Below are 20,597 nucleotides of genomic sequence, written 5' to 3'. Positions count from 1 at the left end.
ACACAGTCCAGAGGTGCCTAATATTATTATCAAGACTGGAACATTGATTAGAAGCTGTACTCTTCTGATGACTTTTTTAGTAGTTATCACTCAAAATCCTGATACAACAAATACTTCTTCCGCATGGCTTTATAGCTATTGAGCCTGGGTTGCCAGGTGGCCCTGATCTCATCTTCTGATAATCCGGCTTCTACCTGCTTGCGAAATTCTTTAGTGCCGGCCAGCAGGTCAATGTAATCTCTAAAGAAGGTGGTATCATTTTTCAAAGCTTTGTGATACTCAAGCAGGTAGGTCAATTTGAATTCATGAGGGGCATAGGTTCCCACGAAGCTTTGTCCAAAACACTGCTTGCCTTCCAAGGGAGGGTACTTTGATCCGGCATTGGGTTGTGGAGTAAAGGTATAAGTTCCCTGCCCGAAATCAGGATGGCCAATCACTTCAAATGGATGGTCGGTTCCTCTTCCAACACTGACCACTGTGCCCTCGAAGAGCGCCAGACTGGGGTAAAGGGTGATGGAGTTATCTGTAGGTAGATTGGGAGATGGGCTAATAGGCAAAGAATAAGTTTGTGAATGATCCCATCCCTCCATTGGAACTACGGTGAGGTCAGCCTTCGCCTGATCGGCTAACCAGCCCTCACCATTAATCATTCGTGCCAGTTCACCTACCGTCAGGCCATGAACAACCGGAATGGAGTGCATGGCCACAAAGCTGTTAATGTCACTGTCTTTTACAGGGCCGTCTACGTACATCCCATTGGGGTTAGGACGATCGAGCACAATGACTTCTTTGTTGTTTTCAGCAGCAGCCTCCATTACATAGTGCATGGTGCTGATAAAAGTGTAGAACCTGACGCCAACATCCTGAATATCGAAAATAAGTACATCCACATCGGCCAGCATTTCTGCTGTTGGCTTTTTGGTCTTACCATAGATGGAGATAATTGGCAGGCCTGTTTTCGCGTCTTTACTATTGTCAATGGTCTCACCATCAGCTGCCTCACCCCGGAAACCATGCTCGGGAGCCATTACTTTTACCACTTCTACACCCCGACTCATTAGTGTGTCCACCAGGTGAGTTTTGCCCAGGGTTGAGGTTTGATTAACGACCAAGGCGACACGTTTGCCCTCCAAAAGAGGTAAATAAGTTTCCATTCTCTCAGCACCGAGTCTGAGTTCCTGGGCTTCAGAACAGGCAAAACATGAAAAAATGAGAAGGCATAGGAATAGGCGAATCATCTGCTTCGTTTATCTTTGAGAACTGAGGCTAAAAATAACCATAATCTTGAACCTCCCTTATTTCGTTTCCAAAAGAATCAACAGTACTGAAAAAGGTAGTTTCTCAGGGACTATCCATAAAATAGCCATAGCCAGTGTTGCTTTGGGGATTGCCATTATGCTGGTGTCATTTATGATTCTGGGAGGGTTTCAAAGCAGCATCAAAGACAAAATCTTCAGCTTCTCAGGTCATATTCAGATCAGAAAGTTCACATTAACCAACTCTTACGAAGAAGCACCTATTGTGCTCGATGAGGAACGAAAGGAAAATATTCTGAATGATAGTCGCATCAGGCATATTCAGCAGTTTGCACATAAGCCGGGACTGATATCTATGAATGATGAGGTTTTTGGTCTCCTGTTCAAAGGTATGGGACCGGACTTCGATACCACGGCATTCAAACCGTATCTTGTTGAGGGCAGCTTTCCCGTTTTGTCCGATACAGGAAGGTTTAGCAATGAAGTACTTATCAGTGAGAAACAGGCTCGTCAAATGCAGGTAGGTGTAGGAGACAGGATAGTAACCTATTTTGTAATGGATCCTCCCAGAACCAGAGGACTTACAGTTAAAGGTATATTCAACTCGGGACTCGAAGATTTTGACAACCAGATTGTGATTGGAGATATCAAACTGATCAGAGGGCTGAATGGATGGGAGGACAATCAGGTAGGAGGTTACGAAGTCTTTATCAACGATATCAATCAAATTGAAGCAACAGATGATCAATTGGTTCAGTACCTGAGTGTTGAGCAATATACCGAGCGAATGGATGTGAAATTCTCTAATGTATTCGAATGGCTTAACCTGTTGGCTCAGAATGTCCATATATTGATCGGCCTGATATTATTTGTGGCCTGCTTCAATATGGTTTCGGTCTTGTTTATCCTCATCATGGAGCGAACCTCAATGATTGGTTCATTCAAGGCTTTTGGCGCTACCAACAAACTCATCCGGAGAATTTTCACCTACAATGGTATTCGCCTGGTTTTAAAAGGGCTGCTGGTGGGGAATGGCATTGCCTTACTCTTCGGTTGGCTGCAATACAGCTATCATATTATTCCACTTGAAGCTTCTACTTATTATATGGATCATGTGCCTATTGAGTGGAGCTGGCTAAAGTTTGCCGGGCTCAATATATTGACACTTTTGCTGGTGGGAGTAACACTGGTCTTACCCACTGCGATTATCTCAAGAGTCAGTCCCGTTAAGGCTATTCGATTCGACTAACCTGGGTTGTAAGTCCATTTCCTTTCTGAAATTTCGGAAAAGGCTATTGAGCTTAATTTGCATTACACCCAGGACAGCTTCCTTAATAATTCCCCCGCTCATTTTAGATTCGCCACGGGTTCTATCAGTAAAAATGATGGGTACTTCAGTAATGTTGAAGCCATATTTCCAGGTCAGGAATTTCATTTCAATCTGGAAGGCATAACCCATAAAGCGCACTTTGTCCAGCTCAATGGTTTCAAGCACTGAACGGTGGTAGCATTTAAAACCCGCTGTGGTATCATTGATCGGCATACCTGTAATGAGCCTCACATAGTGGCTGGCAAAGTAGCTGAGCATCACCCTGCTCATAGGCCAGTTCACTACATTTACTCCTGTGACATAACGGGAGCCAATGGACATGTCATTTCCCACTTCAGCACAAGCCTTATAGAGTCTGACCAGATCAACCGGGTTATGAGAAAAATCGGCATCCATTTCAAAGATGTACTCATAGTCCCTTTTCAGCGCCCAACGAAAGCCATGAATATACGCTGTGCCTAAGCCCAGTTTTCCAGCACGCTCTTCAATGAACAAGCGACCTTTGTATTCATCCATCTTGCTTTTCACAATATCGGCAGTGCCATCGGGAGAGTTATCATCAATAATGAGCAGGTGAAAGTCTTTCGACAACTTCATTACTGCATCGATCATTTGAGCAATGTTTTCTTTCTCCTTATAGGTTGGTATGATGACTATGCTATCACTCATAGGAAGCGACAAAACTAAACGATTTAGAATAATGAGCGATTCTGAGTGGAAAATAATCTTTCCTTATTTTAGCTCATTGATTGAATATAAAGGAAAACGGCTGCAGTGTGAAGCTTGTTCGGTAGCTTTCTGTAAAAGATGTTAAGATGATGGAATCAAGGCCTTGTGTGTTCTTAGACCGCGATGGAGTATTGAACGAAGAGCTGGGGTATCAGGTAACCAGGCTTGAAGAGTTTAAAGTGATTGAAGATATCGCTGCCCCATTGCAGAAGCTCAAAGCTGCCGGTTATCTGTTGATTGTGATAACTAACCAAAGCGGAATTGCCAAGGGGAATTACGATGAAAACTTTGTGCTCGAATGCCACGAACGGATTCAGCAGGCTTGTGATGGAGTATTGGATGACTTGTATTTTGCGCCCGGTCATGAATCGGTCAGCAAAAGCCTGAGTAGAAAACCTGGATCACTCATGTTTGAAAGAGCCATTGCCAGACATGGGGTAAATGTAAGTGAAAGCTGGATGATCGGTGATAAGGAAAGAGATTTGATTCCGGCCAAGAAATTAGGGATGCAAACCATTCATCTGACAGATAAGCAGGCTTCTGAATACGCTGATTTTAAAGTGGGTCATTTGGCAGAAGCAGTAGAAGTCATACGGAGTGCCCAATGAGGAATAAAGGATGAGCACGGGACTGTGGGTTATTAATCTCTATTTCAAGACTCAATAGGAGAGTCAGCCTTGTTCATCCCGAAAATGATAGTGTTCACCGATAAAATTTGAGTAGGTCTTTCCGTGCTGCCACATTTGAAGCATGAAAACGAACAACAATCAAAAACTCAAAATCATGAAAAAGCTAAAAGTATTCGTTGCCTTTGGAGCACTGATATTCCTGATGAGCTCCTGTGTTTATTCTCTCTTTCCTATTTATACTGAAGACAGCAAACTGTATCTGCCGGAACTGGAAGGTAAATGGAGTCTGGACGAAGACTCAGATTCTTATCTGGTTTTTCGTGGAGGTATTGAGCTCGATGGTCAGGTCTCGTATACCAAAGGAACTCCCCTTGAAAAGAAGGGTGACGAAAAGGAGAAACCAAAAGTAGAAACCAGTTTTTCCATTGAATTTGATGATGATGAATTTATAGTCGTGGAAGGAGATACCATCAGAGACCGAGAGAAGATTCAGGCCTATTACGATAAGGAGTTGGCGAGTATCAGCTCTGAATTTGCCGATAGAATGGGTGAAGCTCTGGTCAATATCAGCAATGCCCTGAACGGTGTTGGTAGAAACGGTGCGTTTGATTTTGGAACTTCCAAAGACTCCTATTTACTCACCTGGGTAGATGGTAAACAAAGACAAACCTACGAAGCCATTTTAACGGATATCGGAGGTGATTTATTTCTGGATTTGTATGCTGCTGATGGCGAAATGGCAGAAAGAAATGTAGCCAGTGAAGTTTGGTTCCCGGTTCATACTTTTATGAAGGTAGACTTGCAAGGTGATAAGTTAAGGTTGATTCAATTTGACCATGAAAAAATGAAGCGTCTTTTTGAGAGCAACCTCGTGAGACTAAGGCATGAGAATGTTGATGGTTCTATTCTTTTGACCGCACAAACTAATGAGTTGCGTAAATTCATTGACAAATATTCAGATGACGAAACGGTCTTTGAAGAAGCAATACTCTATAGCAGAATTGAAGAATGATAAAGATTCAGAAGGTCATTAACTCAAAATGGATTCAACACCCGGTGTTCTGGGTGTTGTCCATTTATGCCATTGGGAACTACTTCGCTATTTCCAGCCTGCTAAAGTTTATTGACTTTTTCTATGCGCTGCTTTTTCATATTCCATTGGTATTCCTGGTTTATGTGAATCTTCTCTTGTTGGTGCCCTATCTGCTAAAGAAAGGTAAGTACTACCTGTACATTCCTGCCGCTGCATTGTTGTTGCTGGCAACCTATGGAATACACGAACTTACCTTTGAACTGCTTTTACCGGCACTTCCTACAGAGTATTATATGGTCAGCTTTACTGACTGGGAAGTGCTTGTGTCAATTTTCACTATTTATCTTGTGCTCAGTACTTTACTTACGCTCTCCAAGTCATGGTACAAGCTTCAGCAGGTAGAAAAGGAGAAGCTCTCTATTGAACTGAATTCATTGAAGAGTCAGGTGAATCCACATTTCCTTTTCAATAGTCTCAATAGCATTTATTCGCTCGCTTTATCCAGGAGTGAGCAAACAGCAGATACGGTACTGGAACTTTCCAATTTACTTCGGTATATGCTCTATGAGGTTTCGGAAGAAAAGGTAGAATTGGCCAAAGAGGTAGAAATGTTGGAGAACTACATTGAGCTGCAGAAGCTGAGAGCAGATGATTCTACGCAGGTCACATTTGAAGTAAAGGGAGCCTTAGATGAAGTGAAAATTGCGCCCTTGTTATTCTTCCCTTTAATCGAAAATGCTTTCAAGCATGGCGTCAAAGGTGTATCAGACTCTGGTTTTATCAAGATCAGTTTGGAAGTTGATCGACATATCTCCTTTAGTATCAGCAATAACAAGGGAATTATTGATGATATGGAACAAGGGAAATATGGAGGAATTGGACTTGAAAATGTCAGAAGAAGACTGGAGCTGATTTATCCGGCTAAGCATGAACTGGATATTCATGATTCCGAACAGATTTTTGAAGTTAAATTGACTCTGAAATGATTAAGTGCCTTGTAGTAGATGATGAGCCGTTGAGCAGACAGGTTCTCAAAGGATTTATAGCTGATCATCCGGATTTAGAATTGGCCGGAGAATGTAAGGATGCCCTGGAGGCATTGAGCTTTCTGGAGAAAACCCGGGTCGATCTGCTCTTTCTCGATATCAACATGCCTAAGCTTTCGGGAGTGAATTTTTATAAGTCATTACAGAATAAACCTGAGGTCATCTTTACCACAGCCTATGCGGAATTTGCCGTTGAAGGTTTTGAGTTGAACGCCATCGATTACCTGATGAAGCCCATTGCCTTCGAACGCTTTTTCCAGGCAGTACAGCGGGTAAAAGATAAACTGGGTCAGCCCTCAGCCAATCAGCCCATACAACAATATATTATGCTTAAGGCGGATAAGAAGGTGTACAGAACTCCCTATGAGGATATTCTTTTTTGTGAGGCTTTGGGAGATTATGTGAAGGTTCATCTGAAGGATAAGGTGCTTATTGTAACCACTACTATGAAAAAGCTTCTGGCCGAACTTCCTGACCATTTCTTCTTAAGAACTCACAAATCTTATATTATCAATAAAACCAAGGTAGAGTATATTGAAGGTAACCAAATCAAGATTGGTAATCAGCTCGTAGCTATTGGCCAGAGCTATCGCGAAGAAGTGATGAAAGCTCTGGGTTGAGGTTAGCGGCTTAGGCAAACTACCTCATTCTACTGCTCTTTCCATTCCTCACCATATTGTTCCTTATAGTGCTCAGCAAACCACTCAGGGGTTTCAATAGGGTTGTCGTAGATAAAGGAAACCAGGGCTTCAATATCTTCCTTTTTGGAAAGTGGAGGCTTAGGCATTAATCCGAATCGGTTAATCGGACCTTTCATAAGCGCTTTTTCCTCAGTGGGCATGGAGATGAAGTCAGACATGGCTGCAATAAACTCTTCACGGGATGTGTGGGCGTTCTTATACCTGTTTTTAATACCAGCCAGGGGAGGGGCCAGCATTTCGTCATGAGAAGTAGTATTGGGGTTATGACAGGCGTAGCAATTGGTTTGTAACATTTCCAGACCTGCCTTTACTGTCAGTTCTTCAACGGTGTTGGAGGGTGCGGTAATCTGAGCTTCGTCTATTTTGTTATTCTTTCCAGAATCAGAGCAGCCGTAAAAGATCAAAAATGCGGCTAAAATAATGGCTGATTTTTTCATCGGTGTAGTGTAAAAAGTTGGATTTCATTCACGAAATGAAATTAGTACACCAGACCGTAGGCTTTTGTAACTAAAGTAGCTCAGGAATTAGACTACCTCATACTTCTCTGGATTCATCGGGAATTTGTTTTTATAACCATCGGCCCATTCCAGACAAAACATAGCCCACTCTGGTACATAAACAACCTGGCAGACTACCGATTTGCCTTTATAGTAAAACTGAACAGAATCCCCTTCGTGAATAGGCTTTCCATTCATGTCATTCATTCCGATAAACTGTCCCTTAAACAGACCTTGAGTGTTTTCTTTACTCATTGCGTGAAATGTGTTGAAATCACCGCAAAGTTGAGAACTGAGGTCAATTCTCAACTTCACTGTGCTTTATAGAGATTTATGAAATAATGCTCAAAGCCTTGGTTTCTTTCCAACTACCACGTGTAAAATCAGGGAAGGCCTGAGGCATTCCGCCCTCTGCTACCGACTTTTCACTGAGTGGCCCAACCGCACTCCAGAAACAACCTTCATAAAGATTTTGGTCTAACGGAGTTCCTGTGCGAAGTGATTCTACAATTCTGTAGCGCATAATTCCATCCATACCACCATGGCCTGAGTTTTTGGTGCTTTCATTCAGTTTCCTGTACAATGGGTGGTCATACTTTTCCCTTAACGCTGCCAATGCTTCCTGACCTTGTGCCCAGGAGTGATGGCTGTCCGTAAAGCCTTCCACTCCACCTTCAAGCGCCACACGGGTGGGGAAACCGGCCAATGTGCCCAGTGTTCCCTGGATCAGGTTGAGGCGTGAGTAAGGTCTTGGGCTGGTTTCATCCCACTGAACCATGACTGTTCTACCCAACTGTGTCTTGATGATGGAGGTGTTCAGGTCTCCACCCTTGTAATTCAGCTGGTTCCATTTATGGTCGGCCGGATAGTTTTCTTTGGCATATTTGGCCCTGCCCATGGCAGGGGTTGAATAAGAAACCAGCGTACCAAAGGTATCGTCTGTTCTGGCCAGGTTCATATACTGTGCCACCGGACCTAATCCGTGAGTAGGATAGAGGTTTCCGTTTCTGTTGGCATAATGATAGGTTCTCCATGAGCCGGTACCGCGTTCCTGTTCTTCCATTTGGAATCTTAGCTCGTGGATGTAAGAAGCTTCTCCGTGCAGTATATCGCCAATCAAGCCTTGACGGCACATGTTCAGGAACATCAGCTCATCTCGGCCATAGTTCACATTCTCCATCATCATGCAGTGCTTGCCGGTCGACTCAGATGTGTCTACAATGGCCCACATTTCGTCTATAGTCGTAGCCATAGGCACTTCTACAAAAGCGTGTGCTCCCTGTTTCATGGCTTCAATGGCCATGGGTGCATGATTCTTCCAATTCGTAGCAATGATTACTGCATCAGGTTTCACTTCGGTTAGCATCTGCTTCCAGAGATCCTCTTCGCCATGATAGAGTTTGATGTCCTGATGTCTTTGTCCATTACCCAGTTCCTTGCATCGATCGGCAGAGCGCTGGGCCCAATCCTCATAGAGGTCACTTATAGCTACTATCTCAGTACCTTCCAGAGAGGCAAAGTCGCTGGCATGCCCGCTACCTCTGGCACCTACACCAATGAGCGCGATACGGACGGTATCTAACTTAGGAGCTGCAAAATCTCCCATATACTGGGAGCCTGTGGGTCTTTCCTGCTCTTCTGCAGCACAACTATCGAAGGCTGTAGCGGTTGCCAGTGCTGCTGCTGTAAGTGAGGTTTTCTTTAAAAAATTCCGTCTGTCAATTCTGCTCATCTCTATTTGTTAAGGTTGAAATAGCATATTCCTACCTTTTTTTCTGAAAATCAAATAGAAGATTACTTTTGACAATGTATAAACCTGATTCGATGAAAGTGACTCTGAAAATCCTTGTTCTCTCGTTAAGTTGTTTTCTTTTTTCCTGTGAATCAGAAAAAGCTAAAACCTTAGATGCTTTTGAAGTCTACTGTGAAATGGTTAGTAATACGGCCAAGCCAATGGCCCTAAGCCCTATTTTTGAACCGGCTGAGGCGGATGCTTTTGAGGCGGATTTCTTGAACATCGCAGAGTCTATGGGCCTTAGCATTTTTAGAGAAGACAATTTCCCGGTCACGCCTTTGTACGATGGGGCGTTGACAGAGCGTAAATCCATTTTTGGTATTTATAAAGATGAATTAAGGAAGACTCAATATGATCAGCTGAAGGCAGATGTTAAGGCGGGTGAGAGTAGTCCAATCGAATTAGGTAGAAGGATGGGCCGGCTTTTAGGCTACAGCCCACAGGGAATCAGTGAATTGCTAATGGCTAACTCTGATTTCAGAACCTATTCTTCACTGAGTATACAGGAGCAAATCACTCATTTGTATTATGAGAATGTCGATCAGGCATTGGCCTTTTATGGTGAAACTTTGGGCTTAACCAGAGTTGGTGCCAATCGCTTTCAGATTGGGGTAGATGCTTATATTCAGGTAAACCCGGTATCGGAGGAATTTCCGGCAGGTTTACCCAAGTCTACCGCAATTGCTCTGCTTACTGATCAGCTACCGGAATGGTATACCTATGTTCAGCAGAAAGGCGTAAAAATCAAATATACCTACAAACCGAAAGAGGGCGGTCCACACGATGGTTTTGTGGCTATTGATCCGGAAGGTTACCTGTTAGAATTTGAGCAATTCAAACAGCATCCGGAAAATGAACTATTCATGGCTGCGCTTGCTGATCTTCCCAGAATACAGACTAAAATTAATGACTTGTATTTCTATGGTTCTATCACCTGGACCTATCACCGTGATTTATTGGCCCAGCAAAACTATTACAATGAAGTGTTTGGTTACCAAATGGTAGCTGACCAGGGCTGGACGAAGATCTATCAAACGACAACATCGGGCTTTATTGGTCTGGTGGACGAACGAAGAGGTATGGAGGATTATGCTGATGATAAGGCCATCAGCATAGAGTGGAAGTTTAAGGACGATATTAGCGATACCAATCTTCCGTCAAATGTGCTGGGGCCGGAAAGGTATGTATACCGGTTCAATCAATAGATTCAGGCTAGTTCTCAATCATACCCGGCTGCCTTGTTTCTGAACCCTCTACCTGAGTAAGCGCATCTCCCAGACGTTGACGCATGTTAGCTGCCAATGCCTTGATTTCTTCCACTACCTCGGGATATTCACTGGCCACATCGGTAGTTTCACTGATGTCTTGGCTGAGATCATAGAGGGCAATCTCTTCAAACTTCAGGTATTCATAGGGAACCGGTAGGCCGTCTTTTCCACCCTCACGTCCATTCAGACTTCGATAAGAGTGGGGGAAGTACATTTTCCAGTTCTTATATCGCACTCCTTGCAATTCATTCACATGATAGTAGAAGTAATAGGCCTCCTGTGGACTGTCACTTGTTTCACCTGTCCATACCTTCCATACACTCTTGCCGTCAATGGTTTGTTGGGGTAACTGACTTCCGGTTATTTCTGCAATGGTGGGTAATACATCAATGTTCATCATGGGAGTGGAAATGGTTTTACCGGCTTCCAGTTTACCAGGCCAACGGGCAATGGCCGGCTCTCGCTGACCACCTTCCAGTGCGGTGCCTTTACCTTCCCTTAAAGGCAAGGCGCTGCCTGAATGCTCTCCATAGTTCAGCCAGGGACCATTGTCAGAAGTGAAAATCACCAATGTATTTTCGTCAATGCCCTGAGCTTTTAGTTCTTTTAGTATTTCGCCTACTGACCAGTCTATCTCCATAATCACATCGCCATAAAGCCCCCTTTCTGATTTGCCTTTGAATTTATCAGAAACGAAAAGAGGGACATGGGGCTGAGGATGTGCTACATAAAGAAAGAAGGGCTGGTCTTTATGGCGCCTGATAAAGTCTACACTTCTCTCAGTAATCTGAGTAGTGAGAGATGACTGATCGGTTAGTGTGTCTATGATCTCTTCATTTTCATATAGGGGTAATGGTCCGAAATTGAAGACAGGGCCTTGTTGTGGGTGGTAGGGCCACATGTCATTAGAATAGGGAATGCCAAAATACTCATCAAAACCCTGTCGGGTAGGCAGGAACTCCTGCGCATCACCCAGGTGCCATTTGCCATATATAGCGGTTTGGTATCCATTGTCTTTCAGCATTTCGGCAATGGTGACCTCGTTCGGGTTTAGTCCTTTTTTGGCGTTGGGCATGAAAGCGCCATGAATGCCCAGCCGGTTGGGGTAGCAACCAGTTAGCAGTCCGGCTCTGGATGCTGAACAAACGGCCTGAGCCGCATAGAAGTCAGTGAAACGGATGCCTTCTGCAGCCATGCGATCCAGGTTGGGTGTTTCGAAACCCACAGCTCCGTTGGTGCCAATGTCCTGATAACCCTGGTCATCAGTGAACACAATAATGATGTTAGGGGTTGAAGTGCTTTCAGATGTATCTTTTTCACAGCTCCAAAGGAGAGGAATCAACAAAAGAGGAAATAGAAGTCGCTTCATAAGCCTGGATTAAGACTTAAACATAGCGACTATCTCCGAGATATACACTCAGGTCAAACCCAACAGAAAGTGACTTGTTTTATGCTTTACCCTTACCTAGGGTTTTTAGCAGAAGAATATGGGATAGTAAGACAATAAGCACTACGATCCCTGGCAATAACACATAAGGAAAGTAAAGCACCGCCTCATTTGGCTGATCAAAGTTGAGTTGCTGGAAGCGTGTAGGTAAAGAGAGAATCGCAGTGATGACTACAATGGCCAGTAAAGCCAGTCCAAGGAAATTCCAGTAGTAAATGAGCTTTCGGTATTTCTCAACACCCTGGCTTTGCACGAGAAGGAAAAGCACCAAAGCTGAAATACCTGAAATAATATCGAAGTTGAAACCCTCATAGGTCATGTCGACCGGAATGTCTCCTTTGATGTATATCTGGTGTAAGACTAATTCTACAAATATTCTGAGTATATGGATTGCCAACAGGGCTTTCACAGCTCCTATACCGGGCTTTAAGGTTCTGCTTAAAAATATGACCAGCAGAATGATAGAGACAAATAGAAAAATAGGTCTGGGAGGAATAGCATCAAGGTCTGCATAAAAGCCATTGAGACTCAGTACTGTCAAAATTATGGCCCATACTGAAAGAATGATTAAGGTTCGCTTGTCTTGCGTAGCCCGGTAAATTAAAAATAAGGAGGCCAGAGTTATGGCTATAAATGATAGGGGAAGGAAGGAAAAGACGTTTTCCATGACACGGTTTTTTTTGATTAACAGTGCCCAAAATTACCCCGGCCTGGTTTTCATTTTCTTCGCATATGACAAGAAAGAAATCAGTTACCTCGATTGAGACTCATTTCTTTTCTGATTCTACTGAGCGATGTATCTGTGATGCCCAGATATGAGGCAATGTGTTTGAGTGAAACTTCCTGCACAATGTCCGGCCTGGTTTGAAGCAGCTTCTGATACCTTTCCAGGGCTGAGTCAGCCACAAAGGATAAATGATACTTCTTGAGTTTGAAATGCGAGGTAACCAGAATGGCCCGGCACAGTTCCCTGTAGGAATCAACACTATCGAATAAGCGTTGGAAGTCGTCTTGTTGAATTTCCCATAGCACCATATCACTGAGGCACTCAATAGATTCGAGAGTGGCAGACCTCATAAAGAATGATTCCCAGTCAATGACAATGTCACCTTTGCCGAAGAAGCCTGTGGTTATTTCTTCTCCCTCACTATTGATAATGTAGGAACGGGCAAAGCCGCTTTCAACAAACCAGAACTGCTTATTGATGTCTCCGCTATTGATAATGTGCTGCTTCTTCTGAAAATCCTTTTTACTATGATTGGAGAGAATTTCTTCGAATTCAGAAGAGCTTACTTTCTCTGGAGGGAAAATGGTTCTCAATAATTCAGACATAAATTTCGACTGATCTGCTTATGCTTAAATTGATTTTGGCTTAAAGTTAAGTTGTAAATCCCTATCTTAAAATCCATGATCCAAAACCCACTGTATATTCTCACAGTGCTTTGCGGGCTGATCTTCGTCAGTGAGTGGCTAACCAGGAATACCATACTCAAACATATCAGTGGTCCGCTGCTGGTGATTATTCTCGGTGCCATATTAGCCAATCTTGGGTTGATTCCTTCCGCCTCCAATGCCAGTCCGGTCTATGATTCTATCTTTAAATATGTAGCTCCTGCCAGTATCTTTTATTTGTTGCTGGGAGTAAATCTAAAGGAGTTAAAGAAAGCCGGCCTGCCTATGCTGCTGGCTTTTGTGATGGGAGCTATGGGTACGACTCTGGGAGTGATTGTGGCTCTTAACCTGATCGACTATCAGGAGGTTTTCGGTCAGAACTATGCAGCTATTGCCGGAATGATGACGGGCACCTATACTGGAGGAAGTGCCAATTTCAATGCCGTAGCCCTGCATTATGATATCGTGAGAGAAGGTGCTATTTATACCGGAATCGTAGTGGCAGACAATATTGTAACGGCTGTCTGGATGTTGGTTACGCTGAGCTTGCCGGCTATAATGATGAAGCTCAGGCCCCATAAAGAACTGATTGTGGCAGGATCTGAAAAGGTAGAAAACTATACGGAGCGAGAACATGTAGGACCACTCAGGCTAGGGCTTATGTTGTTCATCGGCTTAGCTGCCATGCTGGTTTCAGATGCTTTGGCAGAGTCAACAGCCATTCCTTCTGTTCTCATATTAACCACCATTGCACTGGTTTTAGCACAGTTGAAAGTGATTCAGAACATTCCCGGAGCCAAGTTGCTGGGTATGTTTGCGGTCTACCTCTTTTTGGTTGTAGTGGGAGCATTTTGTGAGCTTACGGCCTTGGTTGAGGTGGGTGAACATGCGGTAAGCATTCTGCTTTTTACGGTCATGATTGTTTTGGTTCATGGTGCTTTTCTGATACTTATGGGCTTACTGTTAAAATCAGACTGGTCCATTATAGCCATAGCTTCACAAGCCAATATTGGTGGTGCCAGTACAGCTTTAGCCTTGGCCAAGAGCTTCAAAAGAAATGATTTACTACTTCCGGCCATTCTCGCGGGCTCCCTGGGTACAGGTTTGGGTACCTATATGGGTTTTGTGGTGGCCGGCTTAGTCTAAGTGCATGACAAAGTTTTATCTATTCTCTTCGAAAAGTGAGCGTAAGCTGGTTGTCGGGCCAGATGGTATTTATCTCAAGACCGGAGTGGTTCCCATGAATCAGTTGAAGTTATTCCGCTTATACAATGCTCAACTGGAGGGCTATATACTGAAGTCGGATAGTTTCTTTTATCATTTTGCAAAGACAGAAGAGCTGAATCAAATCCTTGCTGAAGCAGGGGTGGAGCAGATTGATGTCGAACTGGAAGAACAAGTTGATTATACCATGGACAAGTCCTCCTTTAAAGCCAGAATATCTGAACTGAATTTTAAACAGGGAGGACAACTAAAGATCAGTCTGGGAGATAGCCTTTGTCTGGGCCTGAGCTTTATTGATGAAAGCAGTGACAATTCCTTTCGCTCGTCTATCTACTGTGGAAAGCTCAAAGTGGGGCAGAAGATTTATGAATACGGAGACGAAAAGACTTATTACTTCTTCCATGAGCTTTTAGCAGAACCTGTTGAAAGGAAAATCGAGAGTGAAGGGAAGGGAGGGAAACCACCGGTTTGGTTAGAGGCCATGAGGAATGCGCAGGCTTCTGAAGAGGCTATCTACTCAGGTGTCTGGAAACTCATTGTACTGGCCTTTGTTGTGGTGGCCATTATCCTCATGTTTATTCTATAATCTCGAAAATCATTCTTAAACCAACTGCCGCAGAAGCACCATCATAAGTAAAGGGCTGGGTGAAGACCTTGCCGGAATTGGGGTTTTGCCAACTGCCGCCCATCGCTACTCCTTTAGTGGAGGTCATTTCGGCAACATTGCCAAAAACATTATAGAAGCCAATGTCTTCGGCAGCCTCAAAGTAAACTGGCTTTATTTTCTGACTGGAAGACATCAGGTCACTTTTAGAGAGCTTGAAAGATGACTCATTCGATTTGGCAATTTTCTCTAATTGCTTGAGCATTTTTTTATCCTGGATCAAAAATCGGATTCTCGCCCATTCATTTTCGCTGGGCAGTCTGAATCTGAATTTCTTGGGGAATGCTGCCCGCTCATTTTTACCCATCTCATTGAGTAAGGCTTCCATGGTTTTAGTTCTCCATGCGGCAAAATTATTCGCCTGTTCAAAGCTGATACCCATGATTGGCATCAGGGCCAACTCATCAGTAGAGATAAACTTTTCTTTGAGTGCATTGGCTGATACTCCCTCAAAAACCTGAGCCCATAGACCATAGTTGGGCTCTGCCTGTGAAAACTCATCGCTTTCCCGTCCGAACTCAGCCGCTAAAGAAGCCAGATAATCTTTATAGACATGAGCCGGGACTTCGGTAATATCTATACAGAGTCTGTTATTAATGGGCAATGTGTTCGAAGCACAGAGGTACTGACTATCCTGCTTATTACAGGTCATACAGTCTTTGTCGGCAGAGAAAAAAATGGCAATAAGTGAAAAGAACCAAACAGTAACAGTCTTCATATTTTGGTTTTAGGTAATATGAATTTAGAAGATTTGGCCTACATACGAAAATTAGTCAGCCATTGGTTCGAAGAGAGTACAGGTGGCTCCGGCCGGATCTTCAATAAGGCAAAATCTGCCATAACCTTTCATCTCTTGTATCTCTGTGAGTAATTTGCCGCCCAGCTTTTTAACTGCTTCACAACTAGCGTCCATATCAGCCACATTAATGTAGAGCATCCACTGAGAAGGAATGTGTGAATTCGGTCCTTTCTTGTGACAAATGCCGGCCTTGGGCTCACCATCAGTACACATGTTATAGTCGTTATAGTCTCCCATAGAGACAGGTTCCGGTTTCCAGCCAACCACTTCAGCATAAAAGTCCTTCACATCCTCGGCCTGGTTAACGGTGAGGTCGATCCAACCGATAGCTCCTACTGATTTATCCATGATTTTTTGTTTTAAAGTTGAGTGAATGCCCGCTCTAAGCATTCATACTAAAGTATGAAATACCTGAGAAGCCCCTTTTACCAGCCTTTTCTTTCTTTGAGTTGAAGTATATGCTGAAGGTGATGTTCCCCATGCCAGGCGTACATACCTATGACTGTTTTTAATTGTAAAACAGCCTTGCTTTCAGGGTGAATGAAGGCCTTTTCAAGATCAGCTTCTGTCATCTGCCTCAATAAGATGACCCATCTGGCGTGTATAGACTCCAGCAAACCGAGTGATACCCGGACGGGGACTTCCTGTTGGTAGCTCAACTCAGCCCAGGCCTTTTCATCATAAGCTTTAATGGTAGGCTGGTCTTCAGTCAATGCCCAATGGAAGCGGATATATGAGTTCAGGTGACTATCAGGTACATGATGAATTACCTGTCTCACTGTCCAGCCATCAGGTCGGTAGGGAGTATCCAGTTGCTCGTCAGTCAAGGATTGAACGGCTTGCCGGTATCGGTAGGGCACCTCATCAATTTCCTGTATCCACCCGGCCAGTACTTCCTGGCTTATTACTTCAGGGGCTTTAAATGGCCCGATGGGGAAACTCAAGTTATGCTGGCTCATAGGTCGTTATAGTAGTTATGTTAGATCGTGAATGCTGATGAGGTGTTCTGCCGGCCTAAGGTACGCTTTCACCTCTTGAAGCTACCCATATTTCGAACCACTCCTGTCTTGAAAGCTGAATGTCCAGGGCCGAATAGGCCGCCTTGATTCTTTCTATTTTCCCGGTTCCAATCACCGGGATAATGCCTGCAGGATGCGCCAGTAGCCAGGCATACATGATCACATCAATGGTGGTACTGTATTGGTCCGAAATCTTGTGAAGTACATTTTTCAAGGTCATCATACGATGCGTTTGCGCATTGAAGATGGCTCCTCCAGCCAATGGCGACCAGGCCATCGGCTGAATATTCAGCTCCTGGCATAAGTCTAAGCTGCCATTGTCGAACTCCTTGAGTGAGACACATGAGATTTCAATCTGATTGGTCACCAGAGGGAAATCGAGCGCAGCCTGCAATGCTTTAAACTGGTGAGGCAGAAAGTTACTTACTCCAAAGGCCTTTACCTTTCCTTCTTCCTTGAGTTTGCTAAATGCCTTGGCCACCTCATGCGTATCGATGAAAGGATCAGGTCTGTGGATCAGCAGTACATCAATAACATCAACTCCCAGCATCTTGAGTGAATTCTCTGCCGACCATGTAATATGTTCATAGCTGGTATCGTAATGCTTGATTCTGTGCTCAGGTCTTTTTTCAGAGATCAGTTTGATGCCACACTTGGTCACGATCTTCATTTGCTCTTTCAGGTCGCTCCGGTTCTTCAGGGCTTCACCAAAAAGGGTCTCACATGAATAATCGCCATAAATGTCGGCATGATCGAAGGTATTTATGCCCAGTTCCAGGCATCCTTCAACCAGTTCTTCTATCTCTTTATTCGAGTAGTTCCAGTCGGCCAGACGCCAGACTCCATGAACCATTTTTGATATATTTAAGTCTTGATTTAATGAAGTTTTCATTTTATCATGAATTAATTTTTATTTTCTTCAACTTATTATGGGGCGTAATTCCAAAACACACAAGATTGATAATCTTGAGGCAAGGTATATTATTTCGAAAAGAAAATGGTCGCTGAAAGAGGGAAACAAGGAAATGTATTTCAACAATGTGATCGAAATGGTGAAGGCTTATCCAAAGCTGGAAGAGATCAAATACATTACCTACCTGTTAAGGGCTAAGAAGTACGAAAAGGAGAGTTCAGCCAAGGCCTGGCAGCCTAAACTGAAACTTCCGGGAGAGATACTTGAAAAAGAGGTAGACTGCTATTATTGCTCCGGTAGGGGTAAAGATGATTTTGGCATCAAATGCAAGAATTGTAATGGCAGCGGAAAGATTATTCTGACAGCGAGAAAGTATTGATATGTTAAAGATTTTACACAACCCGAGGTGTACAAAGAGCAGGGAAACACTTCAGTTAATTGAAGAGAGTGGCGAAATGGTTCAGGTGGTAGAATACCTGAAAACCGTTCCTTCGGAAGAAGAGTTGGCCGATATCATTAACATGCTGGGGATTAAACCTGAACAACTGCTGCGCAAAGGAGAAGCCATCTACAAGGAACAATACAAGGGCAAGAACCTTTCTGACGAAGAATGGATCAAAGCCATGGTAGAGCATCCCAAGCTTATTGAAAGACCGATAGTCATCAAGGGAAAAGAGGCCGTGATCGGCCGACCGCCAGAGAATGTAAAGAAACTGATTGGGTAGTCAGGTCTGCGATCTTAAGGGATAGATACCTATACTTCATTTTCAATTTGATACATCCATGAGTTCAGTAAGTCTTCACCGACTTTCTGAAACTTGTTTTTCATTAAGGGGTAAATGAGCCAGGTCTGGAATTTCTTTCTGAACTGGAATTCGAAAGTCATTTCAATCCGGGTCTTCTTGGGTGATGTGGAATGCAATTCCCATGTTCCTTTCAGGTAACTAAAGGGAAAGGGATAATCTGAAGCAGCAGTATCGACAAGAAAGGAGTATTCATGCTCTTCAATCCAGGAGGTACAGGTTTCTGTCCAATGGTCTTTTCCGTGACTGCATTGTCTAACCATTCCTTTTCCTTCACCCGAAAGAATTTGTACTCCATCTATATTTGAAGCCACCTTATGATAGTTGGCGATATCTGATATCACTTTCCAGGCCTTTGGTCTTGAGCTGTTCACCTCTTTGTTAAAGGAGATGGATTTGACCTGACCGTTAATATTGTCCAGTAAGGAGAGAGCCTTTATTTGATTGATGGCCATTAGGAGCACCATCACTCCAATGGCTATTATGATATACTGACCCAATGGAGAGACAGAGAAGGGGTTGAGAATCAATACATAAATACTGGCAATAACCCACATCAAATCCATGACAATGATCAGAAGAGCACTAACAGGATTCTGGGTTTTAGTAGTGCTGAGTATAAACAGAGCGAAAAGCAGCAGACCTGAACCTACCATCATAAAAGCAGGCTGACTGCCGGTTTCAAATAGTTTATTGAGTTCTCCGCTCAGCAGTAGAATCATTAATCCTGATATACCAGAGAAGAGGGCATTGGAAGTAAGTGCTTTTTGGATGCGGTTCATAATGGTTTTGTTTCTCACAAAACTCTGCATCGGCATCCTAAATGCTCTTGATATTTGTTAAGAAACCAAAGTCAGCGATGTTTTCTTAGTCTGCTCAGTGACTCGGGAGTAATACCAATCATTGAGGCAATATACTGAAGAGGTACATTCAGGAATAGTTCCGGTTCTTCTTCCAACAGATTGTCTAGCCTTTGTTTGGCAGTAGTATGAAGTTGAGCAAACATGCTCTTTTCCAAAAGGGCATATGCATTTGCGAGAAGTTTATTGTCAAATTCCAACCACTTTGGTTCTTGCTGGCAGAGTTCGAAATGTGACTCTCTGTCTATGACCAGTAGCTGGCAATCTGTAATAGCTTGAATGTTCCAGAAGTTAGGAGTGAGGAAGGTAAAGCTGGCCAGAGAAGTAATAAACTTACCCTGGCTTCCAATCCATAGCGTAATATCTTTTCCGTCTGCCATATTGAACATGCGCATATAGCCTGAGTCGATAAATGCCATCTTTCTGCAAACAGATCCGGGCTTCAGGAAATAGTCACCACGCTTCAGTGCTATCCTTTCAAACCTGGAAAGGATAGATTCTACAGTGGAGGTGTTTACATCGACCTGCTCTCGAATGCAGTTTTCCAGGTTTTTCATATGCTTGTATATTCTTCCGGATGTTTGAACCTATGATTCATAGACAACGACAGCAGGTCTATAGAGTTCAACTATTCAGGCTTAGGTACTCCTGCCTGGTAAGTCTATACTGTACCAGACTCAAATACACATCATTTTTAAGGATGTGCTCCTTAAGCTCTCCTTCCTTGATCATGCCGTTTTTAATCATGACCCGACCTGAGGCAGGATTTTCCACCAGATGTGTTGCCAATATTTTGTTGAGCTTCAACTCAAGGAAGCCAAACTTCAAGGCAGCAGCCAAAGCTTCAGTAGCATAGCCTTTGTTCCAGTAGCCTTCTCCAATCCAGTAACCTAATTCAGCCCGATTGAACCTGGGCTCTATTCTCAGGCCAATGGCTCCAATCAGGCTTTGGTCAGTATTGAGCCTGATGCCAAAGGTGGTAATGGTTCCTTTTTCAAAACCTTCGTCAATCATGTTTAGCCAGGCCCTGGCGTGTTCCGGCTCATAAGGATGGGGAATGTTCAGCGTATTCTTTGAGACATTCTTATTCCCGGCCATCTCCACAATGGCGTTAATATCGGCTGACTGTAGTTTGTTCAGGCAAAGCCGATCGGTCAGCAGGTGTGGGAATTCCTTACTCATGAATCTGGAA

General features: G+C 43.6%; 25 protein-coding genes. 10 read left to right on the top strand and 15 right to left on the bottom strand.

The features are described from left to right. Window positions 1–86: 86 nt before the first annotated feature. Complete coding sequence (locus tag ACOOEY_RS05530; protein ID WP_420387678.1) at window positions 87–1,154, bottom strand: exo-beta-N-acetylmuramidase NamZ domain-containing protein; 1,068 nt, start codon at window positions 1,152–1,154, stop codon at window positions 87–89. A 130-nt stretch (window positions 1,155–1,284) separates the two neighbouring features. Between ACOOEY_RS05530 and ACOOEY_RS05525 the strand changes: the two genes are divergently transcribed. Beyond that, window positions 1,285–2,505: an ABC transporter permease gene (locus ACOOEY_RS05525; protein ID WP_420387677.1), complete on the top strand. Its 1,221-nt coding sequence runs from the start codon at window positions 1,285–1,287 to the stop codon at window positions 2,503–2,505. Here the strand turns inward: ACOOEY_RS05525 and ACOOEY_RS05520 are convergent. Further along, window positions 2,467–3,255, bottom strand: coding sequence for a polyprenol monophosphomannose synthase (locus ACOOEY_RS05520; protein ID WP_420387676.1), 789 nt, complete (start codon window positions 3,253–3,255; stop codon window positions 2,467–2,469). The genes ACOOEY_RS05525 and ACOOEY_RS05520 overlap by 39 nt on opposite strands. 146 nt (window positions 3,256–3,401) lie before the next feature. On the opposite strand from ACOOEY_RS05520, the gene ACOOEY_RS05515 reads away from it, so the two are divergent. From ACOOEY_RS05515 to ACOOEY_RS05500, 4 genes are all read left to right on the top strand, one after another. Further along, window positions 3,402–3,923, top strand: coding sequence for a D-glycero-alpha-D-manno-heptose-1,7-bisphosphate 7-phosphatase (locus tag ACOOEY_RS05515; protein WP_420387675.1), 522 nt, complete (start codon window positions 3,402–3,404; stop codon window positions 3,921–3,923). Window positions 3,924–4,098: 175 nt separating this feature from the next. Further along, window positions 4,099–4,956 (top strand): hypothetical protein, encoded by an 858-nt coding sequence (locus ACOOEY_RS05510; RefSeq protein WP_420387674.1) that lies wholly within the window; start codon window positions 4,099–4,101, stop codon window positions 4,954–4,956. Next, a complete protein-coding gene (locus tag ACOOEY_RS05505; RefSeq protein ID WP_420387673.1) occupies window positions 4,953–5,963 on the top strand; it encodes a sensor histidine kinase in 1,011 nt (336 codons plus the stop codon). Before ACOOEY_RS05510 ends, ACOOEY_RS05505 begins: the two co-directional genes overlap by 4 nt. Further along, the gene (locus ACOOEY_RS05500; RefSeq protein ID WP_420387672.1) at window positions 5,960–6,643 is read left to right on the top strand and encodes a LytR/AlgR family response regulator transcription factor; all 684 of its coding nucleotides are present in this window, start codon (window positions 5,960–5,962) and stop codon (window positions 6,641–6,643) included. The genes ACOOEY_RS05505 and ACOOEY_RS05500 overlap by 4 nt, the downstream gene beginning before the upstream one ends. Before the next feature lie 29 nt (window positions 6,644–6,672). Here the strand turns inward: ACOOEY_RS05500 and ACOOEY_RS05495 are convergent, their stop codons facing one another. The 3 genes from ACOOEY_RS05495 to ACOOEY_RS05485 form a co-directional block, all read right to left on the bottom strand. Next, window positions 6,673–7,161, bottom strand: a complete 489-nt coding sequence (locus ACOOEY_RS05495) for a c-type cytochrome (RefSeq protein ID WP_420387671.1) — start codon at window positions 7,159–7,161, stop codon at window positions 6,673–6,675. Between the two features lie 87 nt (window positions 7,162–7,248). Then, window positions 7,249–7,476 carry a hypothetical protein gene (locus tag ACOOEY_RS05490; RefSeq protein WP_420387670.1) on the bottom strand — a complete coding sequence of 76 codons (228 nt, stop codon included), beginning with the start codon at window positions 7,474–7,476 and terminating at the stop codon, window positions 7,249–7,251. 76 nt (window positions 7,477–7,552) lie between these two features. After that, window positions 7,553–8,953: a Gfo/Idh/MocA family protein gene (locus tag ACOOEY_RS05485; RefSeq protein ID WP_420387669.1), complete on the bottom strand. Its 1,401-nt coding sequence runs from the start codon at window positions 8,951–8,953 to the stop codon at window positions 7,553–7,555. Window positions 8,954–9,150: 197 nt separating this feature from the next. Here ACOOEY_RS05485 and ACOOEY_RS05480 point away from each other — a divergent pair, with 197 nt between their 5' ends. Beyond that, window positions 9,151–10,221 carry a VOC family protein gene (locus ACOOEY_RS05480; RefSeq protein WP_420387668.1) on the top strand — a complete coding sequence of 357 codons (1,071 nt, stop codon included), beginning with the start codon at window positions 9,151–9,153 and terminating at the stop codon, window positions 10,219–10,221. 7 nt (window positions 10,222–10,228) lie between these two features. On the opposite strand, the gene ACOOEY_RS05475 is transcribed toward ACOOEY_RS05480, so the two are convergent. The 3 genes from ACOOEY_RS05475 to ACOOEY_RS05465 all read right to left on the bottom strand — a co-directional run bounded on the left by ACOOEY_RS05475 (window position 10,229) and on the right by ACOOEY_RS05465 (window position 13,063). After that, window positions 10,229–11,653, bottom strand: coding sequence for a sulfatase (locus tag ACOOEY_RS05475; protein ID WP_420387667.1), 1,425 nt, complete (start codon window positions 11,651–11,653; stop codon window positions 10,229–10,231). 79 nt (window positions 11,654–11,732) lie between these two features. Next, a complete protein-coding gene (locus ACOOEY_RS05470; protein WP_420387666.1) occupies window positions 11,733–12,398 on the bottom strand; it encodes a hypothetical protein in 666 nt (221 codons plus the stop codon). Window positions 12,399–12,478: 80 nt separating this feature from the next. Continuing rightward, window positions 12,479–13,063: a Crp/Fnr family transcriptional regulator gene (locus ACOOEY_RS05465; RefSeq protein ID WP_420387665.1), complete on the bottom strand. Its 585-nt coding sequence runs from the start codon at window positions 13,061–13,063 to the stop codon at window positions 12,479–12,481. A gap of 75 nt (window positions 13,064–13,138) precedes the next feature. On the opposite strand from ACOOEY_RS05465, the gene ACOOEY_RS05460 reads away from it, so the two are divergent. Continuing rightward, window positions 13,139–14,269: a DUF819 domain-containing protein gene (locus ACOOEY_RS05460; protein ID WP_420387664.1), complete on the top strand. Its 1,131-nt coding sequence runs from the start codon at window positions 13,139–13,141 to the stop codon at window positions 14,267–14,269. A gap of 4 nt (window positions 14,270–14,273) precedes the next feature. Further along, complete coding sequence (locus ACOOEY_RS05455; RefSeq protein WP_420387663.1) at window positions 14,274–14,933, top strand: hypothetical protein; 660 nt, start codon at window positions 14,274–14,276, stop codon at window positions 14,931–14,933. Here ACOOEY_RS05455 and ACOOEY_RS05450 read toward each other — a convergent pair. The 4 genes from ACOOEY_RS05450 to ACOOEY_RS05435 all read right to left on the bottom strand — a co-directional run bounded on the left by ACOOEY_RS05450 (window position 14,923) and on the right by ACOOEY_RS05435 (window position 17,721). Further along, window positions 14,923–15,729 (bottom strand): SUMF1/EgtB/PvdO family nonheme iron enzyme, encoded by an 807-nt coding sequence (locus ACOOEY_RS05450; RefSeq protein ID WP_420387662.1) that lies wholly within the window; start codon window positions 15,727–15,729, stop codon window positions 14,923–14,925. The genes ACOOEY_RS05455 and ACOOEY_RS05450 overlap by 11 nt on opposite strands. A gap of 51 nt (window positions 15,730–15,780) precedes the next feature. After that, entirely contained in the window at window positions 15,781–16,158 is a 378-nt protein-coding gene (locus tag ACOOEY_RS05445; protein ID WP_420387661.1) for a VOC family protein, read from the bottom strand. A 77-nt stretch (window positions 16,159–16,235) separates the two neighbouring features. Further along, window positions 16,236–16,769 (bottom strand): YfiT family bacillithiol transferase, encoded by a 534-nt coding sequence (locus ACOOEY_RS05440; RefSeq protein ID WP_420387660.1) that lies wholly within the window; start codon window positions 16,767–16,769, stop codon window positions 16,236–16,238. A gap of 55 nt (window positions 16,770–16,824) precedes the next feature. Further along, complete coding sequence (locus ACOOEY_RS05435; RefSeq protein ID WP_420387659.1) at window positions 16,825–17,721, bottom strand: aldo/keto reductase; 897 nt, start codon at window positions 17,719–17,721, stop codon at window positions 16,825–16,827. A 37-nt stretch (window positions 17,722–17,758) separates the two neighbouring features. Here ACOOEY_RS05435 and ACOOEY_RS05430 point away from each other — a divergent pair, with 37 nt between their 5' ends. After that, window positions 17,759–18,121, top strand: coding sequence for a hypothetical protein (locus tag ACOOEY_RS05430; RefSeq protein WP_420387658.1), 363 nt, complete (start codon window positions 17,759–17,761; stop codon window positions 18,119–18,121). Beyond that, a complete protein-coding gene (gene arsC / locus ACOOEY_RS05425; protein ID WP_420388636.1) occupies window positions 18,117–18,467 on the top strand; it encodes an arsenate reductase (glutaredoxin) in 351 nt (116 codons plus the stop codon). Before ACOOEY_RS05430 ends, arsC begins: the two co-directional genes overlap by 5 nt. Window positions 18,468–18,496: 29 nt before the next feature. Here arsC and ACOOEY_RS05420 read toward each other — a convergent pair whose 3' ends face one another. The 3 genes from ACOOEY_RS05420 to ACOOEY_RS05410 form a co-directional block, all read right to left on the bottom strand. Next, window positions 18,497–19,327 carry an SRPBCC family protein gene (locus ACOOEY_RS05420; protein WP_420387657.1) on the bottom strand — a complete coding sequence of 277 codons (831 nt, stop codon included), beginning with the start codon at window positions 19,325–19,327 and terminating at the stop codon, window positions 18,497–18,499. Between the two features lie 71 nt (window positions 19,328–19,398). Then, window positions 19,399–19,962, bottom strand: coding sequence for a Crp/Fnr family transcriptional regulator (locus ACOOEY_RS05415; RefSeq protein ID WP_420387656.1), 564 nt, complete (start codon window positions 19,960–19,962; stop codon window positions 19,399–19,401). A gap of 67 nt (window positions 19,963–20,029) precedes the next feature. Continuing rightward, a complete protein-coding gene (locus ACOOEY_RS05410; RefSeq protein ID WP_420387655.1) occupies window positions 20,030–20,587 on the bottom strand; it encodes a GNAT family N-acetyltransferase in 558 nt (185 codons plus the stop codon). Window positions 20,588–20,597: the final 10 nt, after the last annotated feature.

Source organism: Roseivirga sp. (assembly GCF_965216855.1).
Taxonomy (GTDB): Bacteria; Bacteroidota; Bacteroidia; order Cytophagales; family Cyclobacteriaceae; genus Roseivirga.
Note: the sequence above shows the minus strand (reverse complement) of the source record. Positions and strands in the feature narration are given on the sequence as shown.